Raw genomic sequence first — 23334 nt, 5'->3', positions numbered from 1 at the left:
AACTGCAAGAAAGCAGGGAAGACTTCTTGTAAACAAGGGGAACTTTCATGTATAATGAGGGAAGTCCGGATAAATGAATTTGTTCGGGTATAAGAGAAAGTATGAGGTACAAAGGAATGGACATAAACCAGAAGTTGACAGAAGAATTAGCGGTAAAACGCTTTCAGGTGGATGCGGCAGTAAAATTGATCGATGAGGGGAATACAATTCCGTTTATTTCCAGATACCGTAAAGAAGCGACAGGGTCGCTCAACGATGAACAGCTCCGTAAATTGTATGAACGGCTCGTGTATCTTCGAAACCTGGAAGAGAAGAAGGAACAGGTTTTATCAAGTATAGAAGAACAGGGAAAACTGACAGAAGAATTAAAAGTGCAGATTCTTGCGGCAGAGACGCTGGTTGTGGTGGAGGATTTATACCGCCCGTACCGCCCGAAGAGAAGGACGAGGGCGACGATTGCGAAAGAAAAGGGACTAGAACCGCTGGCAGCAGTTATTACTCTGCAAAAGATAAAGGAACCTGTTGAAAATATTGCAAAAGAGTATGTTTCAGAAGAAAAAGGCGTGGCAGATGTAAAGGAGGCAATTGACGGCGCGAAAGATATTATCGCAGAATCCATTTCTGATGAGGCAGACTTTAGAAGCTGGATTCGCCGGATTACAATGAAGAAAGGAAACCTTACTTCTACGGCAAAAAGCCCGGAAGAAGAGTCTGTATATGAAATGTACTATGAATTTGAGGAACCAGTGTCTAAGCTTGCGGGACACAGAATTCTTGCGGTGAACCGAGGTGAGAAGGAAAAGATTCTGAATGTAAAGATTACGGCGCCCGAAGAAGACATTTTGCGGTATCTGGAAAAACAGATAATTCATACAGAGAATCCATATACGACGCCGGTGTTGAAAGAAGTGGCAGAGGACAGCTACAAGCGTCTGATTGCTCCGGCGATTGAGCGCGAGATACGCAGCGAGTTGACTGAGAGAGCAGAGGACGGGGCGATCGAAGTGTTTGGAAAAAATCTGCACCAGCTTTTGATGCAGCCGCCAATTACAGGGCAGGTGGTGCTTGGTTGGGATCCTGCGTTTCGTACAGGATGCAAGCTGGCTGTAGTGGACGCTACGGGAAAAGTGCTGGGAACTACCGTTATTTATCCGACTGCCCCGACAACTCCGCAGAAAATTAAGGCATCTAAGGAGCTGCTGAAAAAGATTATTCCGAAATATCACATTACACTGATTTCCCTGGGAAACGGAACTGCATCCAGAGAGTCCGAGCAGTTTATTACAGAAATTCTAAAGGAAATTCCAGAGAAGGTACAGTATGTAATTGTAAATGAAGCAGGGGCATCGGTTTATTCTGCCAGCAAACTGGCAAGTGAGGAGTTTCCGAAATTCGATGTCGGACAGAGAAGCGCCGCTTCGATTGCGCGGCGTCTGCAAGATCCACTGGCAGAATTGGTGAAAATTGACCCAAAATCGATAGGGGTAGGCCAATACCAGCATGACATGAATCAAAAGAAGCTGGGCGAATCTTTAACAGGTGTAGTAGAAGACTGTGTGAATAAGGTAGGGGTGGACTTAAACACCGCTTCCGCGCCGCTGTTATCCTATATTTCTGGAATAACCCCGACAATCGCCAAAAATATTGTGGCGTATCGGGAAGAAAATGGAAAATTCGAGGACAGGAAGGAACTTTTAAAGGTTGCAAAGCTAGGACCCAAAGCATACGAGCAGTGCGCGGGATTTATGCGGATTCAGGGCGGCAGGAATCCTTTGGACGCTACGGGTGTTCATCCAGAATCTTATGAGGCGGCAGAAAAGCTGCTGAAAAAACAGGGATTTAAGCCGGAGGACATTACGGGCGGCAATTTAACCGGTCTGTCTCTTACGATCCGGGATTATGCCCGTCTTGCGAAAGAACTTGGAATCGGAGAGATTACGTTAAGAGATATTGTAAAAGAGTTAGAGAAACCTGCACGTGATCCACGTGAGGAGATGCCGAAGCCAATTCTGCGGACAGATGTGCTGGAAATGAAAGATTTGAAAGAAGGAATGGTATTGAAAGGTACCGTCCGCAACGTGATCGACTTCGGCGTGTTCGTAGACATCGGAGTGCACCAGGATGGGCTGGTTCATATTTCCCAGATTACAGACAGATTTATTAAGCATCCACTAGAGGCTGTCAGCGTAGGAGATATTGTAGATGTGAAGGTGATGAGTGTAGATTTAAAGAAAAAAAGAATCCAGCTTACTATGCGGGGCATATAAAAAGCAGGACAATTTTTTCCGCGTACGAGAATAGGGTGCCTGAATGTACCGGCTTTCGGATACCATATAGTCTATAACCTGGAAAGGATTTTTTGAAGCCTGCGCCCGGCAAAGACGGCTACAGTGATTTTAACAGCGTCGCCTGGCAGGTAAGGAATGACACCGACAGCGAGAGCTGATGTAAAGCTTAAATGCATTTGAAAAGCAAGCCAGACTGTCCCAAAAAGGTAGCAAACAATGGTGCCTAAAAGGAGGCCGGATAGCTGTAAAAGTAAATAGCCCTTAAAGCGTTCGGCAAAAAAGCCTCCAATAATTGCGAGAAAAAGATAACCAATTAAATAACCTCCTGTGGGACCTGCTATTTTTCCAATCCCACTTCCAAAGGATGAAAAAACAGGGATGCCTGCGGCGCCGATAAGGATATAGAGAAGACAGCTCACAGACCCTTTTTTTACACCAAGAACAAAGCAAGACAAATAGAGTCCAAAAGTAGAAAGTGACAGAGGCACCGGACTAAATGGCAGCGGTATTGTAAAAGGACTTATGATGCATAGTACAGCTGTCATAAGTGCGGTTAAAGTAAGAGTTCGGGTTGAAGTATGAGTTGTTTTCATATATGAAAATCCTTTCTATACCCTAAAGGGTATACCGTAATTTATTCCCTTCGGGAGGGCGGGCTTCGCCCGATAAGGTATAAATAAACGACTTGTTTTTGGCAAACATGAATTTTGCTTTAAGATAATAGAAGAAAAATATCAGTCTATGTTAGAGTATAAAAGAGAAAAGATTAATTGTCAACTTTTAATTGATATGAAGTTGACAATTGAGACGGAACGGTGTTTGGATTTTAGATTTGGCGGGTAATGATTTTAGGAAATTAGATAGCAGGAAAAAGAATATTTACAAAAATTTTATATGGGTTAAAGACAGGCTGTGCTATACTAAAATCTATACCTTATCGGGCGAAGCCCGTCCTCCCGGAGGGAGTAAGTTACGGGGTGCCCTTCAGGGTATACCTTATCGGGCGAAGCCCGTCCTCCCGGAGGGAGTAAGTTACGGGGTGCCTTTCAGGGTATACCTTATCGGGCAAAGCCCGTCCTCCCGAAAGGATTTGTATGTACGCTGACGGAGACAATAGAGATATGGAGAAATGTTATGTTTGGATATGTTACGATATGTGAGCCGGAACTAAAAGTTAAAGATTTGCGTAAATATAAAGCATATTACTGTGGACTCTGCCATATTCTAAAAGATAAATATGGCATATCCGGACAGATGACACTGACCTATGATATGACATTTGCAATCATTCTTTTAACATCTTTATATGAAAGCCAGACCCGCACAGAATCACACAGATGTAAAGTACATCCGGTGAAAAAGCAAATGATGCTGGAAAATGAAATCACAGGATATGCGGCAGATATGAATTTGCTTCTTGCATGGTATCACCTGGAGGATGATTGGAAAGATGAAAAGAAGGTGAGTGCATTTCTTGCAAAGGGTGTTCTAGGGCGTAAGGCGAAGCGGATTGCCGCGAAATATCCGCGTCAGAGCCGGGCAATTAGAGAATCTTTGGAAGAGCTTGCTGTTTGTGAGAGAGAAAACAGCACAGATATTGACCGGACGGCAGGGTGCTTTGGGCATCTGATGGAAGAATTGTTTGTCTGGCAAAAAGATATGTGGGAAAAAAGCCTGCGCAGAATGGGCTTTTTTCTGGGAAAGTTCATATATATTATGGATGCTTATGAAGATTTAGAGGAAGATATTCAAAAAAACTGCTATAACCCATTAAAAGAGCTATATGGACAAAAAGGATATGAAGAAAAATGTAGGGAAATACTCTGTATGATGATTGCAGAATGCAGCGTAGAATTTGAAAAACTTCCATGTATTGTGGATGTGGACATTTTGAGAAATATATTGTATGATGGTGTGTGGAATCGCTATAATAAGATACAGTTGAAGAAAAAAGAAGGAAAGGAACCACAAAAAAATGACAAAAAATCCATATGATGTGCTGGGGGTATCGCCCAATGCGTCGGATGATGAGATAAAGAGAGCATACCGTGATTTGACGAGAAAATATCATCCGGATGCAAATGTCAATAACCCTTTGGCGGATTTGGCAGAAGAAAAATTTAAAGAAGTACAGGAAGCGTATGATACGATTATGAAAGAACGTTCTGGAGGCTATTCCGGCGGCAGCACTGGAGGCTATTCATATGGGTATCAAGGTGGATATAATCAGGCGCAGCAGGATCCGCAGATGCAGGCAGCGGTAAACTATGTAAACAGCCGCCATTACCGAGAAGCTTTGAATGTGTTAGATCAGATACAGAACCGTACGGCAATGTGGTATTATGTCAGTGGATGTGCCAATGCCGGACTAGGAAATAACCTGGTGGCAAGAGAGCATGCTGCGCAAGCAGTTAATATGGAGCCAAATAATCTTCAGTATCGCCAGCTTTTGAATCAGTTGGATTTCAGCAGCCGCAGATACCAGAATAATCCATATGGAGGTGGCTATGGCGCGGGAGGTTCTTCCTGCGGGACAGGGAATCTATGTTGTGACTTATGGTGTGCGGACACTCTGTGTGAATGTATGGGAGGAGACCTTTGTTCATGCATGTAAAGGCAAAATCTATGGCATTTGGCGGGTTGCTGCTTGCATTGTCGGTAGTGTGTATGGCACTTGGCAGCGTGATTGAGACAAATACATTGTTTCTTTTAGCAGCCGCATCTTACTTTGTAGGGATTGTTATCCGAGAATATGGAATAAAAATGGGGGCTGCGTTCTATCTGGCAGATGTTTTGTTAGGATTTCTTGTTGCGCCAAATAAGTTTTATGTTATTTCTTTTGCAGCAATGGGATTTTATATCCTTGCAGTAGAATTTGCGTGGGGTGTGCTTGAGAAGCGGCCACAGATAGGAAAGCGCCATATTTTATTTTGGATTATAAAATATATCATATTTAATATAATGTACATTCCATTGGTACTGATTTTCCAGGAGATTCTATTTTCGCGAAAGCTTCCGGAAATGATGCTGCTTATTGTAGTTGCGGCAGGACAGCTAGGTATATGGATTTATGACAGGGCATATGAGTATGCGCAGGGACATATATGGAATAAAATGCGCGGCAGACTGCTGCGATAAAAAAGACCGTTTGTACTTCCAGGGAAGGACAGCGGTTTTTTTGTGTAGTAGTCTGTACGGTCAAGAAAGAATAAAAATCTGCTATTCATTTTGAGTAAGTAAACGAATAAGGCTGCTACATTTTGAAAGGAGGATTAAGAAAAATCTTGAAAAATCAATGCAGCACTCGTATAATTAAATCCGTATTAGGAATAGAAAGGAGAATCTATGGTTATGAGTATAAGAATTGGTATTTTAGGATATGGAAATCTGGGACGGGGCGTTGAGTGTGCGGTTAAACAGAATCCCGACATGGAACTGGCAGCAGTGTTTACCCGCAGAAATCCGGAGGATGTAAAGATTTTGACAGAAAGTGCTTCTGTATGCAGTATTTCAGAGGTAGAAAGCTGGAAGGATAAAATTGATGTTTTAATTTTGTGCGGAGGAAGCGCGACTGATTTGCCAGAGCAGACTCCTGTTTATGCAAAATTGTTTAATGTGGTAGACAGCTTTGATACACACGCACGTATTCCAGAGCATTTTGCAAACGTAGATGCGTCTGCAAAAGAAGGAGGAAAAGTGGGAATTATTTCTGTAGGCTGGGATCCGGGAATGTTCTCTTTAACCAGAATGTATGCAAATGCAATCCTTCCCCAGGGAAATGATTATACTTTCTGGGGAAAAGGGGTAAGCCAGGGACATTCTGATGCAATCCGCCGTGTAGAAGGCGTAAAGGATGCAAAGCAGTATACAGTTCCTGTAGAGGCAGCCTTAAAGGCAGTCAGAAACGGGGAAAATCCAGAATTGACAACACGTCAGAAGCATACAAGAGAGTGCTATGTAGTGCTTGAAGAATGCGCTGACGCGAAGAAGGTGGAAGAAGAGATCAAGAATATGCCAAACTATTTTGCGGATTATGATACAACCGTACATTTTATTAGTGAAGAAGAGTTGAAGAAAAATCATAGCGGAATCCCGCATGGTGGTTTTGTACTCCGCAGTGGAAAGACAGGCTGGAATGAAGAACACAATCATCTGATCGAATACAGCCTGAAGTTGGACTCTAATCCAGAATTTACAGCTTCTGTAATCGTTGCATATGCGAGAGCAGCTTATAGGCTGGCAAGTGAAGGGGCGAAAGGCTGCAAGACCGTATTCGATATTGCTCCGGCATATTTAAGTGCAAAAAGTGGAGAAGAATTAAGAGCACATATGCTGTAAATTATAATTTAACGAAGCAATAAGCAGTGCGAAAAGAACAGGAAGACTCTGTGTCATGCTTGCATGTAAGCAGAGGGCTTCCTGTTTCTTTTTATTCGGCGACTGCCGATAGCGAAATGAAGCGTATGCGAAATTGAGCTGGCACTGCGGAAGTTGGCAAAATCCCTTCCTCGTCTGGAAGAAAAGCTTTAACGGAAGGTACGCAAAAAACACTGTATCAGAACACAGGGCAGGACCCGCTTATCTGATACAGTGTTTTTTGCTGTCACTTCCAGTCAGAAGTTTTTACCCCGCCATTCGGAAGGCAGCCTTGTTAGTCAAATTTTATTAAAAAGAAATCGACTTCACGCTGTCACGAGTTCCCAACCAGAAAAATTTGTTTACTTCCGATTAAAATGTGTAGCGGCGTGAAGCCGATCTCTTCCGTCTGGAAATATAAACTTAAGCTGGCGAAAGTGTAAGCGAGGGAGGGCGTGTGTTGCAAAAGTGAGGAATTTCGGCGAAGCCCTGACGAACGTTGCAATACACTCCCTTTTGCGCGAACCATTTCGTCATTTAAATTTATATTTCAATTATAAAAAAGGAAAGAGCCACATATTGCTGTGACTCAAAGGGGGAAAAAGTTTATGAAAAAGTGTTCTTTCTTTAGAACAATTATAGTATATAATCTAGTTGTGTAAAAAGTGTGATGAAGTTTTGAATGGATTATGAACAAATCTATAAAAAAATGTGAAGACAAAGTTTTGAAGAAATAGCAGGTAGATTTGTCAAATGGTATTTATTACAATAGAAAGATTTTTTGGAGTATAATTAAAGTAGTTTGAAAAAACATAAAGAAATATAGAAACGACTACAAAATAAAGCAGATTAAATTGGGGAAGTTCTTGGGGGAAGAAATGCAATCAATCATAGAACGGATAATGTATGAAGGAGAATATAAAGGAAAGAAAAAGCTTGTCATAAGAAAAGGATGCTATATAAAGTATAGGGTCAGTACGTAAAATAAAGTGAGAATATGATGATAAATAATTTGGAAAATGTAGGAATTAAAAAAGAGGTGGTAGAAGAAATCTTTTGAATTATGACATAATAAACCTTAAGACATTAGAACAGTGAGAGTTTTGGAATACTATACAGAAGGAGAGGATTGTACTATATGAAAAAGTATACTCTAAAGGGTATACTGTAACTCTTTCTCTTCAGGACGGTGAGCCTTGCCAGGCAAGATATGAGAATTTTTCATCTAATCTAGAAATATTAACAAGGGCGGGATATGAAAATCAGAACAATGAATTTGTTATCAGCGGTATTATTTATAAATTTTTATACAGTTTGAACTAAGTTGGAAATTATTAAAAGAACTGTTAGATTATGAAGGAAGAAATGTAGTAGGTTCTGGTTCTCCACGCGAGAGCTTAAAAGTAGCTTATTCAGTTTATGAGTTTTTAGACGAGGACACTTGGCTTAGTATGTTAAAATCAAGAAATGATATGATACACATATATAACAGTCAAGCAGCGAAACAAATGGTGGATATTATCGTACAAAAATATATATCTGCATTTGAGAAATTGCAGGAAGAAATTCTAAAAATATATAAGTATATTTTTAACGAAATTTGATATACTTATGTACTCCAAAAGGAGCCATTTAAAAGTGCAGGCAGTATTATAAAGCTGTTTGAAGAAAATATAAATACTGCCCGACAGATATTAAATATTGCAGATACGATTAAAAAAAATTCAGAGGAAACAGCATAAAATTTATTTTAAGTTGTATAAACCACAATTTATTATACAAAAGAATTGCAATTCTGTCTGTCTATGTATTATAATATTTTCATAAGAAAAAAAGGGGTGCTCGCGTATAAAGCGGGCTGAGAGTAAGCTGAATTGCTTTAACCCATGACCTGATTTGGATAATGCCAACGTAGGGATATACAGCAGATGGACAGATACATTGAAAGATCTGACTGCCGCAAAGTATATAAGTACGTTGCGGCAGTTTTTTTTGATGATTTGGAAGATTTACCTTCAAAGCGACAGAAGCTTTAGCCTTTTGTTTCGTATGGAGCACATCAGATAAACTGTTGCAGCAGATACAGGCGCCTTTCGTAGAAAATAGCATTATCCGATACAGGATAATGAGAAAGGTGGAAGAATATGATGAGAAACTATGCAACCCAGATGGAAGCAGCAAGGAAGGGAATCGTAACAGAAGAATTAAAGAAAGTGGCGGAAAAAGAGCAGATGTTGGTAGAAGAATTACTGCCTTTGGTGGCAAAAGGAAAAGCGGTCATCTGTGCAAATAAAAACCATGCCTGTATCGATCCGGAAGGAGTCGGTTCCATGCTGCGCACAAAGATCAATGTAAATTTAGGAGTTTCAAGAGATTGTAAAGATTATGACATAGAAATGCGTAAAGTTATGGAAGCAGTCCATATGGGGGCACATTCCATCATGGATCTTTCTTCCCATGGCGATACAATTCCGTTCCGAAGAAAACTGACGGCAGAATGTCCGGCGATGATCGGGACTGTTCCGGTATACGATTCAGTTATTCATTATCAAAGGGATTTGGACACTCTTTCAGCAAAAGATTTTATTGATGTTATCCGGCTTCATGCAAAGGATGGGGTAGATTTTGTAACATTGCATTGTGGAATTACAAGAAAGACAATAGACCAGATACGAAACCATAAAAGGAAAATGAATATTGTATCCAGAGGAGGCTCTCTTGTTTTTGCCTGGATGTGTATGACTGGAGAGGAAAATCCTTTTTATGAATATTACGATGAAATTTTGGATATATGTCGGGAATATGATGTGACAATTTCACTGGGAGATGCATGTCGACCGGGCTGCCTTGCGGATGCAACGGATGTCTGCCAGATGGAAGAACTCATCCGTCTTGGAGAGCTTACAAAACGTGCTTGGGAAAAGGATGTGCAGGTAATGGTAGAAGGGCCTGGACATATGCCATTGGATCAGATCGCGGCAAATATGAAAGTACAGCAGTCTATATGCCAGGGGGCTCCATTTTATGTATTAGGACCTCTGGTGACAGATATTGCCCCAGGGTATGATCATATTACAGCGGCGATCGGAGGAGCAGCTGCCGCGGCAGCGGGCGCTGCATTTTTGTGCTATGTGACTCCAGCAGAACATCTGGCGCTGCCGAATATAGAGGATGTAAAGCAGGGAATTATTGCATCGAAAATTGCAGCACATGCGGCAGACATAGCGAAAGGAGTAAGAGGAGCCAGGGATATAGACGACCAAATGGCAGACGCGCGGAGAACGCTTGACTGGGAAGCACAATGGGCGTGTGCTTTAGATCCGGAGACAGCGAAGGCAATTCGGGATGACAGAAGTCCGGAGCATGATGATACTTGCTCTATGTGTGGGAAATTCTGCGCGGTCCGCAGTATGAATAAGGCACTGGCAGGAGAACATATTGACATTTTATAAAAACACCTTGAAATTACGCACAAGTAAAGATATAATACATATTATAAGAAAAATTCTTCGGGGTCGGGTGTAAGTCCCAACCGGCGGTAAAGTCCGCGACCTGCCTTATATAGGCGGCTGAACCGGTGACACAGCAGAATGTTGTGAATTCCGGTACCGACAGTAAAGTCTGGATGAGAGAAGAAATTGTGTCATATGAAAGTGGTGACGTGGCCCCGAATAGTTGTTCGGGGTTTTCTTTATTTTTAAAATAATAATTTGTACAGAAAGCTCGAATAATAGATTCGGAGACAAGTGGCTGTGGAAGTGACAGAATTGCCAGGAAGATTTTTTTCTTTTCTAAATTATCAAAATGCCAGTAGGCAATGAGAAAAGGAGAGAAATAAAATGAGTACAGAGACAAATGTTGCAGGAAAACAGATGCAAAGATCAGGGGTAAAAGTGGTTGTTCAGGTCGGAATGTTAGCGGCGCTGGCATTGATTCTAATGTTTTTTGAAATTCCCCTTCCATTTGCACCATCCTTTTATGAGATTGACTTTAGCGAAGTTCCCGTCCTGATAGGATGCTTCACAATGGGGCCGTTGGCTGGAGCGGCGGTGGAGCTTGTGAAAATATTGCTTGCGTTGGTATTAAAAGGAACAACTACCGCAGGGGTGGGGGAAATTGCAAACTTTCTGATTGGATGTGCCCTCTGTGTTCCGGCAGGGATCATTTATAAGAGGAAACGCACAAGAAAAAATGCTCTAATTGGTATGGCTTTGGGGACACTTTTGATGACGGTAATTGGGTGTGTGATAAATGCATATGTATTGCTTCCTGCATATTCGGCAGCTTTTGGTATGCCGTTGGAAGCATTGGTGGACATGGGGACAGCGGTAAACAGCCATATTACCAGTCTCCCGACATTTGTAGTACTAGCAGTTGCACCATTCAATCTTTTAAAGGGAATACTTGCATCAGGGATAGTTTTTCTGATTTATAAAAAAATCAGTCCGGTTTTTAAAATGCGTTAGGTGCAGAACAAGGAGGTGGAGCTTAGATGGAAATGGCGATAATGATGTGTGCTGTAGTGATAGCAGTCTGTATTTTGACAAATAAGTTCACCTCAAAATTAGGAATACCGGCAGTATTGCTCTTTATGGGAATCGGTATGCTCTTTGGGAGTGAAGGGCTGGTAAAAATACCTTTTGATGATTTCAAGGCGGCGGAAAGAATCTGTTCCGTCGCTCTTGTTTTTATTATGTTTTATGGTGGATTCGGAACAAATTTTAAAGCAGCTAAACCGGTTTTTGGAAAAGCAGTTTCAATGGCAACGTTGGGGGTTCTAATAACGGCAGGAGTGACAGGGATATTCTGTCATTTGGCGTTAGGAATGAGTATTCAGGAAGGTATGCTTATCGGGGCTGTAATAGGTTCTACAGATGCTGCCTCTGTGTTTTCTATTCTGCGTTCGAAAAATTTGTCTCTAAAGGAAGGGACCGCTTCTCTTTTAGAAGTGGAAAGTGGAAGCAATGACCCTTTTTCTTATATGTTGACGATGGCAGTTTTAAGCTGGATGGGAGGAGAAGGACAGAATATCTTCCTTATGGTAATAAGACAGCTTGGATTTGGGATTATGTTCGGAGTAGGGCTCGGAATCCTGGCAGTTCAAATTTTTGAAAGAATAGAATTTGATATAGAAGGTGCTGATACAATTTTAATGGCAGCGATGGTACTTTTTTCATATGCAGGTACTACCTTTCTAGGGGGTAATGGATATTTGAGTGTTTACCTTTTAGGAATAATTGTGGGAAACGCGAATTTTGGAAATAAGATTTCTCTTATACATTTTTTTGAAGGAATCGACAAGCTTGCCCAGATTCTTATTTTCTTTTTGCTGGGGCTTTTGGTGTTTCCGTCGGAGTTGCTGCCTATGTTGGGTAAGGCGGTGGTGATTTTCCTTGGGCTTACCTGTATTGCGCGTCCGTTAGCTACGATACTTCTTCTCGCACCTTTTCGTTCCTCGGTCAGGCAACAGTTCTTAGTTTCTTTTTCTGGGCTTCGTGGGGCGGCATCCATTGTATTTGCAATTATGGTAACAGTCAATCCGGTATATACAAAAAGTTATGTGTTTAATATTGTATTCTGTGTCGCACTGATTTCTGTCACTTTTCAAGGAATGTTGCTTCCATATGTGTCGCGGAAGCTGGATATGATTGACACAGAACAGACAGTTATGAAAACATTTAGTGATTATCAGGAAGAACAGCAGATGCATTTACTTCAGATAAGATTAAAGGAAGGGCATAAATATATCGGGAAAAAGATCCAAGATTTAAAATTAGGAGGGGTACTTGCCGTCTTAATTGAACGCGAGGGTGAAGCGATTATTCCACGAGGAGAGGTGACACTGAAGGAAGGAGATGTCCTGGTATTAAGCGGTGAGTCTTATCAGGGAGCACAGGATACAGTATTGGATGAACAGCGGATAGAAAAGGGAGATACACGAATTGGGAAGAAAATTCGTGAAATGGAAAATCCGCAGAATCGTTTGGTTGTCTTGATCAGACGCGATGACAAGACAACTGTGATACCGAAAGGTGATACAAAGATTTATGAAGGTGATACACTCATTTTTAGTACAGGGGAACGACCGGGATAGTAGTGCAGATTTTTTATGAAAACAGAGAATTTGGAAGGGATTTCGGGAATTCTGAGATGGAGAATTAAGATAGATTATGACGAAAGGTCGACTGGTGTAGAAATAAAAAAGTTGACAAGATAAATTTTTTATATTAGAATAACGCCTGTAACATTTTTGTAATATCTGTAATAATTATGAAATTATAAACATATATTTCATAATATGTATGCAAAGATATTGCAATAATCAGGAGGTAGGAGTATGAAACAATATAAAAAATTTATTGCGATGATGTCAGCTGTTACTATGTGCACAGTGACGGTACCTGGATTTGACAGTCTGGCAGCACAGCCGGGAAGTGGGGCGGCACCGGTTATGTCTCTAAACCAGAGGGAGGGAGAGTGGACTCTGGAAACACTTTTAAGAGAGATACCGGACGAAGCATTAAAAGATACGAAGGGAGCAGCAGAAAAAGCTAAAACATTATATATTGTTAATAAAAAAGAGGAAGAAAAAAAGGCGCAGGAAGAAGCAAGGAAGAAAGCGGAAGAAGAAAGACTTGCACAGGAGGAGGCACAGGCAGCAGAAGAAGCCAGAGTGCAGGCAGAAATGCAGACTCAGACGGCAGTTTCCTGGAGTCAGGATGCGGGTGTACAGGCATCCTGGGATGATCAGACACTTTTAGCAGCATTGATATATTGCGAAGCAGGTAACCAGCCATATGAAGGACAGGTGGCTGTCGGTGCAGTTGTGATGAATCGCGTTAAAAGTGGCGCATATCCAAATACAATATCGGAAGTTATTTATCAGCCAGGACAATTTGGGCCGGCAATGACCGGGTGGTTGGATTCTGTTCTTGCCAGTGGAGGGTATACAGATACCGCAATGCAGGCAGCAGCAGACGCGTTGGCAGGCAGTAATCCAGTGGGAGATTGTATGTCCTTTGGAAATGGAAATTGGGGAATCCAGATAGGAGATCACTATTTCCATTAGGAGTGTAAATATAAAGTTAACCGACAAAAATACTTTCCTCGTTGGGAAGAAAAGCTTTAACAGAAGGTACGCAAAAAACACTGTATTCGGAACGCTCCTTGTCAATGTCCTGCTTATCTGACACAGTGTTTTTTGCTGTTACTTCCAGTTAGAAGTTTTTACCCCGTCATTCGAAAGGCAGCTTTATTAGTTAAATTTTATTAAAAAGAAATCGACCTCACGTTGCCATGAGTTCTTAATCAGAAAAAATTGTTTACTTCCGATTGGAATATACAGTAGCTTGAAGCCGATCTCTTTCACATGTACCTTTTGCCAATTTCCGCAGTGCCAGCTCAATTCCGATATCGGCAGTCGCTGAATGAAAAGAAGCAGACAAACTTCTGTTTACATACAGGTATGACACAGAATTTGTCTGTTCTTTTCGCACTGCTTGTTGCTCCGTTAAATTTATAATTTCAATTTGGAAAGGGCATCTGCAAAAGCGTTGTTAATAGGTGTCTGTGCCTCTTTTTTTTGTTTTTTTAAATAGGCGCTGACATCTTTTTTAGTAGCACTTTTTCCTTCTTTTTTCTTCCGTTCCTGGAAGGAACTCAGCTTTTCTTTGTATCCGCAGGAACAGACGAAGCGCTGTCCCTCTGCTTTGCCGACGAGTTCCATCTTTTTATGACACACCGGACAACGGGCATTTGTAAGACGGGAGAGGGTTTCGCGGTAACCGCACTCCCGATCCTGGCATACGAGCATACGGCCGTGTTTTCCGTTTACCTCTAACATATATTTTCCACAGTTGGGGCATTTGGTACGTGTAAGATTGTCATGTCTGAATGTACCGGATGCAGATTTAATTTCTTGTATCAGAGACAGCGTATAACCTTCAATTTCCCGCATAAAGTGACGGTCAGATTCTTTCCCTTCTGCAATCGCCTGGAGACGCAGCTCCCACTGGGCGGTGAGCTTGGGACTTTTCAAATCTTCCGGAACAAGGGAGAGCAATTGTTTTCCTTTGGAAGTAATATGAAGTTCATTTCCCTTTTTCTCCATCAAGAAGCTGCTTAATAATTTTTCGATAATATCGGCGCGGGTCGCAACGGTTCCAAGTCCGCCTGTCTTATCGAGAGTACGCGCGAGCGTCTTGTTTTTTTGTTCCAGATATTTTACTGGATTTTCCATAGCAGCAATAAGAGTACCTTCGGTAAAATATGCCGGTGGTTTCGTTTTCCCCTCTGTGACAGTAAGGGAAGAGAGTAAGAGGCGTTCTCCCTCTTGAACGGAGGGGAGCGATTGAGAGGAAATGGAGCTATTTTCCTCTTCCTCCTCTAAATCAGCGGCATCTGTGTCATACACTTCGCGCCAGCCGAGGGAAAGGATATGCTGCCCTTTGGCAGTAAAGACAGCTTTGTCGGTCTGTCCTTGTATGTCTAATTGTCCTTTGACAGAAGTTTCTTCATATGTGCATGCAGGAGAGAGGACGGCGAGAAAACGGCGCACAACCATGTCGTATATTTTTCTTTCCTCATTTGTCATATGTTCTAACTGTACGAACTGTTCAGTCGGAATAATCGCATGATGGTCTGAGACTTTACTATTGTCTACAAAGGATTTATTTGCTTTGATTTCCTGCATGGAAAGCCTTCCGGCGATGCGGCGGTAGGGGCCTGCGGCACATGCATGCAGACGCTCTTTGAGTGTGCTGGTCATATCGCTTGTCAAGTAGCGTGAATCTGTCCGCGGATAAGTCAGTACCTTGTGATTTTCATAGAGACGCTGCATAATGTTGAGAGTCTCCTTTGCAGAAAATCCAAATTTTAAATTGGCTTCTCGCTGTAGGGCCGTCAGATCATAAAGTGCAGGAGAGAACGATTTTTTTGCCTTTTTATGGACTTCTGTGACTGTTAGATAATTTCCGGCATGTTCATACAATTTCTGTATATATGTTCTGTCCATTGTGCGGGCTGCATTTGTATGGCTTTCAACCCAGGTAAAAGAAACTCCTTTTGCCAGTGCTTTCATACCATAATATGGCTGGGGCGTAAATTTTTTGATTTCTTCTTCTCTGGACGCGATCATAGCAAGGGTAGGAGTCTGGACGCGCCCGCAGGAAAGCTGTGCGTTGTATTTGCAGGTAAGGGCGCGGGTTGCGTTGATTCCGACAACCCAGTCGGACTGCGCTCTCGCTGCCGCCGCATGATACAGAGGTTCATATTCTTTGCCAGACTTTAGATGGGCGAATCCATCCCGGATAGCTTTGTCAGTGACAGAAGAAATCCAGAGGCGCAAGATAGGCTTCCTGTTGCCGGATTTTTCCAGAATCCAGCGTGCCACCAATTCTCCTTCGCGTCCTGCATCTGTCGCAATGATGACAGTGCTTATATCTTTTCGGCAGAGCAGTTCTTTTATAGCCCGATACTGATGGGAGGTTTGCTTGATAACAACAAGCTTCCATTCTTTTGGAAGCATGGGAAGAGTATTTATATCCCATGTTTTATACTGTGCACCATATTCCTCGGGATCTGCCAAAGTGACAAGATGTCCCAACGCCCAGGTGACAATATAGCTGTCTCCCTCTATATATGTGTTTGTTTTTTGTTTACATTTAAGGACGCGGGCAATATCCCGAGCCACAGATGGTTTTTCAGCGATGACTAGTTGTTTCATATATGGATTCTCCTTCAAAATAAATTTGATTTGATGTCAAAAGCAGAGTCAAATACTGTGGAAGCCTTTTCCTATAATCTCACTTGTATTGGAAATCAAGATGAAGGCTTCCGGCTGTGTCTCCTTGATATAATTTCGCAGCCGAACTGCCTGCGGCCGGTTTAATGCGGTGAGGACGATATATTTATCCTTACCGGAGAAAGCGCCCTGCGCATGGCAGACAGTGGCGCTTCTGTGCAGGGTATGTACGATAAAATCGCAGACAGGCTGCGGATGATCACAGACGACATGGCAGTACTTGGACAGGTTGAAGCTCTCTATAAATGTATCAATCATAAAAGAACGGATGGCGAGTCCCAAAAAAGAATAAAGTCCTGTCTCAATATCAAACATAAAACAGCCGGCGACGGTGATTAAAAGATCGGTAAAAAGCAGGGCTCTGCCGATATCAATGCTGGAATATTTCTTTAATATCATGGCAATGATGTCAGTCCCGCCGCTGGAAGAACCGATATTAAAAAGAATGGCAGACCCAAGCGCAGGCAGAGCAATGGCAAAGCAGAGCTCCAGCATAGGCTGATTCGTAAGCGGTCTGCCCATAGGGCAGACACGTTCCAGAACGGAAAGCGAGACCGATAAAAGAATACTGCAATAGGCAGTTTTTGCCGCAAATTTTTTACCCAGAACAAAGAAGCCAACGGCAAGCAAAAACATATTCATAATGAAAGTAAAATCACTGGCAGACATTATGCCTGTTTTGGCAACTAAGACGGCAAGACCTGTGATTCCTCCAAAAGTAAAATTGTTTGTGAATTTGAAAAAATAAGTTCCGGCAGCCATTATCAAAGTACTCGCGGTAAGCAGCAGAAAATGGCGGGATTTTTCTTTCATTTGCACGGCCTCCCAAACAGAATATTTACCTCTTTAACCGAATTGTAACTTGTCGGATATGAAAAGTCAACGCATTAAGACGTGGAGATCGGGAAATACTATTTTTCCATAAGGAGGACAAAATTTATGTATCGCTATTTACCGATTCAGGATATTTACGCGAGAGAAATCCTAGATTCCAGAGGAAATCCGGCTCTTGAGGCAGAAGTCCTGGCAGGCGGAGAGATTGTAGGCAGAGCATCTGTACCGTCGGGAGCCTTGACAGGAACCTATGAGGCGACAGAATTAAGAGACAGGGAAGCAAGATATTTGGGAAAAGGTGTGGAACGGGCGGTGGAAAATGTGAATAACCAGTTAGCGCAGGCAGTGATTGGAATGAATGTATTAGACCAGGCTGCTCTGGACAAAATGCTGGTGAAAACAGACGGAAGCCGCGATAAGAGGAATCTGGGCGCGAATACACTTCTCGGAGTGTCAATGGCGGCGGCCCATACGGCAGCGTTGGCGCTAAAAATCCCTCTTTACAGATATTTGGGAGGAACAAATCCAAAGGAAATACCGATACCAATGATGACTATTTTAGATGGCGGAATACATGCTGATAATACATTAGACATACAAGAATTTATGATAGTACCCGGAAAGTCAAAAAATTTTCGCGAGAGACTTCGCATCTGCACAGAGGTATATCAGAACTTAAAGGAAATTCTATCCAAAAGCGGATTTTCCATACGGACAGGCGGAGAAGGTGGATTTGCCCCTGATCTGCCGGATGCAAAGGAAGCACTGAAGTTGATAGAGGATGCGGCAAAAAGGGCTGGATATCAAATGGGAAGAGACATTTTTATCGCCTTAGATGCGGCAGCATCAAGACTTTATAATAAGGACAGCAGAAAATATGAGTTTTTCGGTGAGAGTAAGATGAAAGGCCAGAGAATTACAAGGGACACAGAAGAACTGATTGAGTATTATGAGGAATTGGCAGGAAGCTTTCCGATATGCGCTATTGAAGACGCATTGGACGAGGACGACTGGGACGGGTGGAGAACGATAACAGAGAGATTAGGAGAGAAGATACAACTGGCAGGAGATGCTTTATTTTCTACAAATGTACAGAGGATCAAAAAAGGAATACAGGAGGGAGCGGCAAACGCAGTCGTAATAAAGATAAACCAGGCTGGGACGTTAAGCGAAGCGTTTGAGGCGATAGAAACAGCACAGAAGGCAGGGTACCAGATTATTATATCCCATAGATATGGGGAAACAGAGGACACAGCGATTGCGGATATTGCAGTGGCTTTCCATGCAGAGCATATTAAGGCAGGAGCCCCCTGCGGTACAGAGCGGACAGCGAAATATAACCAGCTCCTTCGGATCGAAGAGGAGTTGGGAATCTGAAGGTTTGACAGTCTTACATGTGTATGCTACTCTATCCTAAAAGCATACACACCGATATACAAAGGGGATTCTCCCCTTGTATACCGGCGCAGGGAAAACCGGCAGAAAAGGAGAGTAAAAAGAAGAAACATGACATATGAGAAATTATCGAAAAGGGCTCTTTATTGTATGTACACAGCAAATGTCCTGGCTTGTCTGATAGTACTGTTTATTATCGGCGCGGTAAATTATTTCTGGATCATTCCTAAAAATATTGAAATCGGCAAGTTCATATCAGGAGTGCTCGTAGTGCTGACGCTGATAGATGCTTTTATCAGCCCGTATTTTCGTTATCACAGGTACCGCTACAGCATCAATGATGAATGTATTGATATACGGGAAGGGTATCTGTTTGTAAAGAGAAATATCGTTCCGATTGAACGGTTACATAAGCTGAAAACAGCAAAAGGCCCTATCGATCAGATGTTTAAAGTGGCGAAGGTTGTAGTTACCACAGGCGGAGGAGATGTAACGATAGCGTTTCTGGAGGAGGAACGGGCAGAACAGATCGCAGAATCCTTGCGCAGAAGAATCAATGAAATTGTAGTAGAACAAAAGGAGAACAATGAAAGAAAACAGCAGGTTTAGAAACCATATATCGATTGTGCTGGAACAGTTTGGCAGCTTTTTCTATATTATTCTGATTATGGCCGTCAGCGGTATTGCACAGAATTTAGAAACGTTAAAAGAAGCGGATTTTCAATTCTTACATACAAGCGAAACCCTGGCAGGCGCGGCTGTCTGCCTGCTGGTTGTCCTCCTGCTGATAGGAAGAAATTTGTTTGTCTGGGCAAAAACGTATATTTCTATACAGGACAATGCGATTGTGATTGAGCGCAATACAATCAATAAGAGAAAGCATACGATTGGAATAAAAAATATTTCTAATATCAATACAGAACAGAACCTGTTTGAAATGCTGATGGGAACATGTAAAGTAAAACTAGATACGAACAGCCTGTCTACAGCGGATAAGACGGACGTAAAAATTGTGTTGAAGAAGAAAGCGGCAAACCAATTCTGTGAACAGGTTACCGGTATGCTCTTACAGCAGCAAGGGACAGCGGAGAAAGAACAGCATAAAGAGGCACAGCCGGAAGGAAAAGAAAATAGAAAAATATACTCTAAAGGGCACACCGTAATACATTCCCTCCGGGAGGGCGGGCTCTCGCCCGATAAGGTATACGATATTACAACGGATTTTGGCGCGTTGTTTGTGCATGGGGTGTTTTCGATTAGTATTCTGTCTCTTTTGATTACAATAGCAGGAGGAGTCGGCGCAGTGGTGGTGATCGTTGAAATTGTACGTGCGCCGGAAGGAGTAGAGACAATCGTGGGCGCTTTGGCGAGTATCCTGATCGCGGGTTCTGTTTTTTTCTCAGCCTTGTGGGATACGGTAAAGGATTTTATACAGTATTATGATTTTCGCGCGAGAAGAGAGAAGGACAAAATATATATCCGGTACGGATTTTTTAAGAAGGTAGGGTATACAATTCCTGTGGATAAGATTCAGGCGTTGAAGATACACCAGACGTGGCTTGCGCGGATAGCAGGAAGATACATGGTGGAAGTAGTCAATGTAGGGATGAATGATGAGGCGGGACAGAAAGCGTTTCTTGTCCTGTACAGCAAAAAGGAGCAGCTCAAAGAAACACTGCATACGCTGCTTCCAGAATTTGAGGAAGCTGCTTCGATGGAAACAGGCAGACAGCCGAAAGCCGTCTGGGCGGCGTGGATACTGCCCTTTAGTATCTTTGCAGTGTTTACTGCGGCGGTGTGTGTGACATGTATATCGTATAAACCGTCGTATGCACTTTGGATTTTAAGCGGGGAAACGGGAATTCTTGTACTTACGCTGCTTTGCATGATTTTAAGATATCGAACTGCCGGAGTAGGAATGGATGAGGCGTTTTTGAAAATATGCAGAGGATATATGGGACGGCGCTATATTTTGATACCGTACGGCCGGATACAGTACCTGGAAACATCACAGAATTTTGTTGCAAGAAGGTGCGGTATAGAAAAAGGGGAAGTGAATCTGCTTGCATCAGCGGGGGAAGCTTCACAGGCGCTGCCGTATTTTTACGCAGAGTATACAGGGCAGATAAAAGAAAAGATGGTTGCAAATTGTGGACAACTGTGATAAGATATTGATGGTTTATCCACAGGAGGTGTGAAGATGGATATATTGAAGATTGTTTTGACGATTATATTTGTTATAGATTGTATTGCATTATCAGCAATTATTCTTTTGCAGGAAGGAAAATCAGCCGGTTTAGGAACGATCAGCGGGGCGGCAGATACGTATTGGGGCCAGAACAAAGGGCGTTCCATGGAGGGAGCACTTGTAAAGTCTACGAAGTTTCTCGCGGTACTGTTTTTAGTACTGGCGCTGGTTTTAAACCTGGGTGTATTTAACTAAGAAGATAAGATGACAAAACACTCTATACAGATGATATAGGGTGTTTTTTTCTATTGACAGGAAAGGTGGATTATGGATCAGACATTTGAAAAGCGCAAGAAGGTGATTTACGGATTTATCTGTGATGACCTATACGTACCTATGAAAATAAAAGAGATCGCTGTTATCCTTCAAATCCCGAAAGAGCAGCGGCAGGAATTAAAAGAGGTGTTGGATGCTTTGGTGGAGGAAGGCAAGATTTCCGTTTCTAAAAAAGGAAAATATATAAAAGGCGGGGCAAAGCATTTAACTGGTACATTTCAGGCAAATGCCAGAGGATTTGGTTTCGTAGTACAGGAAAATGATACCGAAGATATATTCATATCGGAAGAAAATATAGGAGGCGCCTTCCAGGGAGATGAGGTGGAGTTCATTATTTTGAAAGCTCCAGAAGGACGCCGCAGAGAAGGCAAAATAATAAAGGTGCTTTCTCATGCAACGGTAAAGGTAGTAGGATTGTATGAAAAAAGCAGGAATTTTGGCTTTGTACGTCCGGATAATCAGCGTGTATTAAAGGATATTTATATTCCAGCAGGAAAAGAGATGGGCGCCATGACCGGACACAAGGTGGTTGTGGAGCTGACCTCTTATGGCGGCCAGGATATGAAGCCAGAAGGAAAGATCATAGAGATAATCGGTCATGTCAATGATCCGGGAACGGACATTCTGTCGATTGTAAAAGAATATGATCTGCCGGTGGAATTTCCTGAAAAGGTTTTAAATCAGGCTGTGCGCGCAGGCAAAGAAGTCAGCGGGGCAGATATGGAAGGAAGACTTGACCTGCGTGGCTGGCAGATGGTGACAATAGATGGAGAGGATGCAAAAGACCTGGATGATGCGGTATCCTTGACGTGTGATGGAGAAAATTATTGTCTGGGCGTTCATATCGCGGACGTTTCCAATTATGTACAGGAAAGAAGCGCTCTCGATAAGGAGGCGCTTAAACGAGGGACAAGCGTTTATCTGGCAGACAGAGTCATTCCAATGCTGCCGCATACCTTGTCCAATGGAATCTGTTCTTTGAACGCGGGAGAAAACCGTCTTGCATTGTCCTGCATTATGACCATCAACCCAAAGGGAGAAGTCGTGGATCACCAGATAGCAGAGACAGTTATCTGTGTCAATGAACGAATGACATATACCGCTGTGGCGGCGATATTGGACGAAGCAGATACAGAGGAGAAGGGGCAGTATAGGAAAAGATATGCCGCGCTGGTGCCTATGTTTGAGAGAATGGCGGTATTGTCAGCGATTTTAAGAAAACGGCGTCATGCGAGGGGCTCCATTGATTTTGATTTCCCAGAGACGAAGGTTGTCCTGGATAATGCAGGCGTCCCGCTGGATATTCAGCCTTATGAGCGAAATGCAGCGACGAAAATCATTGAGGATTTTATGCTGCTTGCTAATGAAACAGTGGCGGAGGAATATTTCTGGAGAGAGCAGCCCTTTCTCTACCGGACGCATGAGCCGCCGGAGGAAGAAAAGATAAAGCGGTTAAGTACGTTTATCAATAATTTTGGGTATCATATCCATGTGGGAAATGAGGTACGGCCAAAAGAAGTACAAAAACTTCTTGCGAAGGTAGAGGGAACCCCAGAGGAAACACTGATTAGCAGGCTTGCACTGCGTTCTATGAAACAGGCAAGATATACGCCGGAAAACACAGGGCATTTCGGACTGGCGGCAAAGTATTATACACACTTTACATCTCCTATCCGACGCTATCCAGATTTACAGATTCACCGGATTATAAAAGAAAATATTCGGGGCAGAATGACGTTGGAGAGAACGGAGCATTACGAGAAACTTCTGCCGGACGTGGCGCTTCAGACAAGTGATAGAGAACGTCGTGCTGAAGAAGCGGAACGGGAGACGGTGAAGCTGAAAAAAGTAGAATATATGAAGCAGCATATAGGCGAAGAATACGAGGGGGTAATTTCGGGGATTACGAAGTGGGGTGCCTATGTAGAGCTTCCAAATACAGTGGAGGGCCTGGTGCATGTGACAAATATGAAGGATGACCATTACGAGTACTGGGAGGAACGGTATGAATTGGTCGGTGTTCATACGCAAAATGTGTATAAATTAGGGCAGACCGTAAGAGTCCGGGTGATAGGGGCGGACAGGCTGCAAAGAACGATAGACTTTGCATTTGCAGAGGAAGAGTGGGAATAGAA

18 protein-coding genes and 2 riboswitches are annotated in these 23334 nt (G+C 42.7%); of the genes, 15 read left to right on the top strand and 3 right to left on the bottom strand.

Annotated features, from left to right (window positions below):
* Positions 1-116: 116 nt before the first annotated feature.
* The gene (locus H8S37_RS09195; RefSeq protein ID WP_186875817.1) at positions 117-2267 is read left to right on the top strand and encodes a Tex family protein; all 2151 of its coding nucleotides are present in this window, start codon (positions 117-119) and stop codon (positions 2265-2267) included.
* Positions 2268-2338: 71 nt separating this feature from the next.
* Here H8S37_RS09195 and H8S37_RS09190 read toward each other — a convergent pair whose 3' ends face one another.
* The gene (locus H8S37_RS09190) at positions 2339-2881 is read right to left on the bottom strand and encodes a biotin transporter BioY (RefSeq protein ID WP_186875668.1); all 543 of its coding nucleotides are present in this window, start codon (positions 2879-2881) and stop codon (positions 2339-2341) included.
* A 541-nt stretch (positions 2882-3422) separates the two neighbouring features.
* Here H8S37_RS09190 and H8S37_RS09185 point away from each other — a divergent pair.
* The 9 genes from H8S37_RS09185 to H8S37_RS09145 all read left to right on the top strand — a co-directional run bounded on the left by H8S37_RS09185 (position 3423) and on the right by H8S37_RS09145 (position 13713).
* Positions 3423-4283, top strand: a complete 861-nt coding sequence (locus H8S37_RS09185; RefSeq protein WP_186875667.1) for a DUF5685 family protein — start codon at positions 3423-3425, stop codon at positions 4281-4283.
* Positions 4264-4902 (top strand): J domain-containing protein, encoded by a 639-nt coding sequence (locus H8S37_RS09180; RefSeq protein WP_186875666.1) that lies wholly within the window; start codon positions 4264-4266, stop codon positions 4900-4902. Before H8S37_RS09185 ends, H8S37_RS09180 begins: the two co-directional genes overlap by 20 nt.
* Entirely contained in the window at positions 4893-5426 is a 534-nt protein-coding gene (locus H8S37_RS09175; protein ID WP_186875665.1) for a hypothetical protein, read from the top strand. Before H8S37_RS09180 ends, H8S37_RS09175 begins: the two co-directional genes overlap by 10 nt.
* Positions 5427-5639: 213 nt before the next feature.
* A complete protein-coding gene (locus tag H8S37_RS09170) occupies positions 5640-6626 on the top strand; it encodes a diaminopimelate dehydrogenase (protein WP_186875664.1) in 987 nt (328 codons plus the stop codon).
* A gap of 1319 nt (positions 6627-7945) precedes the next feature.
* Positions 7946-8248, top strand: coding sequence for an HI0074 family nucleotidyltransferase substrate-binding subunit (locus H8S37_RS17640; protein WP_334298552.1), 303 nt, complete (start codon positions 7946-7948; stop codon positions 8246-8248).
* Between the two features lie 220 nt (positions 8249-8468).
* Positions 8469-8579: riboswitch (TPP riboswitch) on the top strand.
* 212 nt (positions 8580-8791) lie between these two features.
* Complete coding sequence (thiC, locus tag H8S37_RS09160) at positions 8792-10096, top strand: phosphomethylpyrimidine synthase ThiC (RefSeq protein WP_186875816.1); 1305 nt, start codon at positions 8792-8794, stop codon at positions 10094-10096.
* A 49-nt stretch (positions 10097-10145) separates the two neighbouring features.
* Positions 10146-10285: riboswitch (FMN riboswitch) on the top strand.
* Between the two features lie 198 nt (positions 10286-10483).
* Positions 10484-11110 (top strand): ECF transporter S component, encoded by a 627-nt coding sequence (locus H8S37_RS09155; protein ID WP_186875663.1) that lies wholly within the window; start codon positions 10484-10486, stop codon positions 11108-11110.
* A 26-nt stretch (positions 11111-11136) separates the two neighbouring features.
* Positions 11137-12738, top strand: a complete 1602-nt coding sequence (locus H8S37_RS09150) for a potassium/proton antiporter (RefSeq protein ID WP_186875662.1) — start codon at positions 11137-11139, stop codon at positions 12736-12738.
* Between the two features lie 243 nt (positions 12739-12981).
* Positions 12982-13713 carry a cell wall hydrolase gene (locus tag H8S37_RS09145; protein ID WP_186875661.1) on the top strand — a complete coding sequence of 244 codons (732 nt, stop codon included), beginning with the start codon at positions 12982-12984 and terminating at the stop codon, positions 13711-13713.
* Positions 13714-14160: 447 nt separating this feature from the next.
* On the opposite strand, the gene H8S37_RS09140 is transcribed toward H8S37_RS09145, so the two are convergent.
* A complete protein-coding gene (locus H8S37_RS09140) occupies positions 14161-16368 on the bottom strand; it encodes a DNA topoisomerase III (RefSeq protein WP_186875660.1) in 2208 nt (735 codons plus the stop codon).
* Between the two features lie 48 nt (positions 16369-16416).
* A complete protein-coding gene (locus H8S37_RS09135) occupies positions 16417-17259 on the bottom strand; it encodes a YitT family protein (RefSeq protein WP_186875659.1) in 843 nt (280 codons plus the stop codon).
* Positions 17260-17385: 126 nt separating this feature from the next.
* On the opposite strand from H8S37_RS09135, the gene eno reads away from it, so the two are divergent.
* From eno to rnr, 5 genes are all read left to right on the top strand, one after another.
* The gene (eno, locus tag H8S37_RS09130; protein ID WP_186875658.1) at positions 17386-18657 is read left to right on the top strand and encodes a phosphopyruvate hydratase; all 1272 of its coding nucleotides are present in this window, start codon (positions 17386-17388) and stop codon (positions 18655-18657) included.
* A gap of 168 nt (positions 18658-18825) precedes the next feature.
* Positions 18826-19284: a PH domain-containing protein gene (locus H8S37_RS09125; protein WP_243207099.1), complete on the top strand. Its 459-nt coding sequence runs from the start codon at positions 18826-18828 to the stop codon at positions 19282-19284.
* Positions 19262-20839 (top strand): PH domain-containing protein, encoded by a 1578-nt coding sequence (locus H8S37_RS09120; protein ID WP_186875656.1) that lies wholly within the window; start codon positions 19262-19264, stop codon positions 20837-20839. The genes H8S37_RS09125 and H8S37_RS09120 overlap by 23 nt, the downstream gene beginning before the upstream one ends.
* A gap of 36 nt (positions 20840-20875) precedes the next feature.
* Positions 20876-21118 (top strand): preprotein translocase subunit SecG, encoded by a 243-nt coding sequence (secG, locus tag H8S37_RS09115; protein WP_186875655.1) that lies wholly within the window; start codon positions 20876-20878, stop codon positions 21116-21118.
* Positions 21119-21190: 72 nt separating this feature from the next.
* Positions 21191-23332 carry a ribonuclease R gene (gene rnr / locus H8S37_RS09110; RefSeq protein WP_186875654.1) on the top strand — a complete coding sequence of 714 codons (2142 nt, stop codon included), beginning with the start codon at positions 21191-21193 and terminating at the stop codon, positions 23330-23332.
* Positions 23333-23334 lie beyond the last annotated feature (2 nt).

Source organism: Mediterraneibacter hominis (assembly GCF_014287475.1).
GTDB classification, from domain to species: domain Bacteria; phylum Bacillota; class Clostridia; order Lachnospirales; family Lachnospiraceae; genus Mediterraneibacter; species Mediterraneibacter hominis.
Note: the sequence above shows the minus strand (reverse complement) of the source record. Positions and strands in the feature narration are given on the sequence as shown.